The organism is Nostoc flagelliforme FACHB-838 (assembly GCF_014698065.1).
GTDB classification, from domain to species: domain Bacteria; phylum Cyanobacteriota; class Cyanobacteriia; order Cyanobacteriales; family Nostocaceae; genus Nostoc; species Nostoc flagelliforme_B.
Genome location: NZ_JACJSI010000603.1, coordinates 1 through 2,639 on the forward strand (window position 1 = coordinate 1; position 2,639 = coordinate 2,639).

5 protein-coding genes and 1 pseudogene are annotated in these 2,639 nt (G+C 43.5%); 5 read left to right on the top strand and 1 reads right to left on the bottom strand.

The window, feature by feature from the left end:
- Positions 1–251, bottom strand: a 251-nt coding sequence (locus H6G97_RS49495) for a hypothetical protein (RefSeq protein WP_190947574.1), incomplete at its 3' end; no start/stop codon positions are given.
- Between the two features lie 122 nt (positions 252–373).
- On the opposite strand from H6G97_RS49495, the gene H6G97_RS49500 reads away from it, so the two are divergent.
- From H6G97_RS49500 to H6G97_RS49520, 5 genes and pseudogenes are all read left to right on the top strand, one after another.
- Positions 374–883, top strand: a complete 510-nt coding sequence (locus H6G97_RS49500; RefSeq protein WP_190947575.1) for a hypothetical protein — start codon at positions 374–376, stop codon at positions 881–883.
- Between the two features lie 65 nt (positions 884–948).
- Positions 949–1,269: a hypothetical protein gene (locus H6G97_RS49505; protein WP_190947576.1), complete on the top strand. Its 321-nt coding sequence runs from the start codon at positions 949–951 to the stop codon at positions 1,267–1,269.
- Between the two features lie 16 nt (positions 1,270–1,285).
- The gene (locus H6G97_RS49510) at positions 1,286–1,726 is read left to right on the top strand and encodes a hypothetical protein (RefSeq protein ID WP_190947577.1); all 441 of its coding nucleotides are present in this window, start codon (positions 1,286–1,288) and stop codon (positions 1,724–1,726) included.
- Positions 1,727–1,729: 3 nt separating this feature from the next.
- Positions 1,730–2,020 (top strand): hypothetical protein, encoded by a 291-nt coding sequence (locus H6G97_RS49515; protein WP_190947578.1) that lies wholly within the window; start codon positions 1,730–1,732, stop codon positions 2,018–2,020.
- Positions 2,020–2,639: pseudogene (locus tag H6G97_RS49520) on the top strand (hypothetical protein); the annotation flags it as partial. The gene H6G97_RS49515 and the pseudogene H6G97_RS49520, both read left to right, overlap by 1 nt.

Here is a 2,639-nt window from a genome sequence, read left to right on the forward strand (position 1 = left end):
ACGTCTTTCAAGCCGTTGTTTTTGAGTATGTCTGCAACTAATTCACTAACCGTAGAGTGATTGATAGCTGCTTCTTGTTTTAAGTCCTGACAAACTTCTCGCCAATTCCCATCGCTGGAAACCCGATCAATCAAAATTGCTTCTGCCATACGAGTTTTGCTTACTCCTCTGGTGTGTCCCCATAGAATCAGGCGTATCTCCTTAACTAAGGGAAGGTTAACGGAAAATCTTCGGTCGCGTTTATCTGCCATATTTATGATGCCAATTAGATTCCATGATTATACTTTTTAGCGTCCTATTTCCTAATTTTAATGCCTATTTCAATAAATAGATGCTAAAATGACACCATTACTTGTACAAATGGAAGCATTCTATGGATAAAATTCAACAACTCCTTCAACCCTACAATATAGAAGTCACTCAGTCAGAAGTCGCTAACCTCTGCGCCCAAGTTGACGCTGACATCGACCAATTGACCGAGCAACAAGCCCAAGCGATCGCTATTCAGATTCTTGAGCAAAGACAAGTAAGCGGGAAACTTGCTACCAATAACAAGTCCAAAAATGGCAACGGTAAATTAGGTAAAAACTCCCCACGCCGTAAATCCGTTCCCCCACTGCAAGGAGCGATCGCTCATGCATCCCAGGTTTCTAAGCAAGAAATTCAATCTCTGGAGGATGTTCTCAACGTCGGGATTGATGCTTACACAACTGATAAAGCTGACCAGTTGTTATCGACGATTCGCAATGCCCCCAAGGACGTGGTGAGTAAGTTTGTCTCTAAAGCGATGGAGGAAGAAGCTGACGTAGATTCCTTTCGTGCAATCGGTGACGAACTCGTTGCGGGTATTTTCGGTATTAGCCCAACAAATGCAGCCGAATAAATTGATCTTGGTAGCAGCAGTACTAAATCTGCTGCTATTGACCCTCGTTTTGGGCGTGGCAATATATGGAGCAACAAGACCAAACCCATCGCAAAGCATTAAATATTCACCTGAAGAAGGACGGGGAGTTGAGTCTGTCCGGCTTAACACTAGAAAATCTGACAACAGAAGAATTCCTAATAGTCCAGCAACTTATTGATGAGTCAAAGGCGCGATCGCAGTCCAATAGACAGATTGAGGAGTTAATGCAACGGGGAATGATGGCTCAAACTGTGATCGCAGCAATAACAATATTGATGTTTTCGTTCATGGGCATATATGGCATAACCCGATATATCGGGTCACAAGTTCAACAAGTTCAGCAGACTTATACCAATTTTAAGTAGTAAGGGGGAGAAAGGAATGTTAGGGAAATGGCTTCCTGGTTTGTTTGGCGGTAAAGGTGATGGAGTAGTATCAACGGATTTAAGAGTTGGGGATGCTACCCAAATTGAGGGTAATTTACCTTCATCAATCCGCTCACGCTACACATTGCCAGCTTACACTACAACACAGCAGGTTCTGGATGAAGCAGAAGTGGCTGGCAATTTAAAAGCACAGAAGTGGTTACATACAAAGTTCTCCCGGCACAAGCTCAAACAGTTGCAATCTTTGGCAGAGATGTATAAAAACCAATTGGCATATTCCCAAGAAGCCATGAAGGTTGAGGAAGATTTGCAGCGAACCAGGGCGTTACAAGGGGAGGCGGTAATTCGTCATGCTTTCGGTTCACAGGAACAACAACGCCAGTTGGGAGGATATGAGAAAGCATTTGATGAAGTGGGTGATAGTTTCAGGTTCTAGGTTATGCAAAGTATCAAGCTCTCTCATATAGGATATGCAGTGTCTGGGGTTGGCTTTTCTATGTTTATGGGTTATTTATCCGTTGCCAGCCCCGTTAGTCGATACATTCTTTGGTTTATTGGCATAATCTCCATCTGCTGCATAGTTCTGGGGTTATTCAACTTTGGCGGTTTAGTCATCAAAGGTTTTGGCTTCAACCGTAAAACTTTCACCATTGGCTTGATGCCTGGAGTGATATTTCTGTTTGTCTTTTTGACCTTAGTTACAGCTGGTGTCGCTTTGGGGGTGAGGTAATGCCATTTGAATTACAACGACTAACTGCCAGTGGGGTGATTCATGCAGAACGAACTATCTTATGTTCTTTAGGAGCGAGTGCAGTATTATGCTTATCTGCTCCTTTTTTCTTAAATACTGACCGAATAACAACCGGGATGCTGCTTGGTGCTGGAACGCTGAGTGCTGGCTTATTTGGAGTATCTGCCCAAATCAGCGAAGGCAAACAGAAAGTATACCGCTCTTTAGAACAAGCTGACCTAAAATCACTTAAGCAGTATTTACAAGGTGAAGCTGTTTATGATTATGTCACCACTGCGATCGCAGCTAAACGGCGAGTTGCTGATTATGTGAATCGGCTACCAGTACAAGAGCGCCCCCGGTGGATAGCTGAATATCAGTTGCAAGGGTTGGTTACACTTCCAGAACCGCCAGCACAACAATCACCTTCACCGACTGGGATTCCTAATCCTGATATTACTGACATTGATGAAGAATTTGTGCAGTCGGTGATTAATCCGGGTGCGATGAAAGTTCTCCAAGCCCTAGCAGCAAATTATCCTGGTTACATCAGAATTGATGGTGCTTGGATTGATGAACTGTGTGATGCTGCATCTAATCAAAATATGACTCTTCGCAG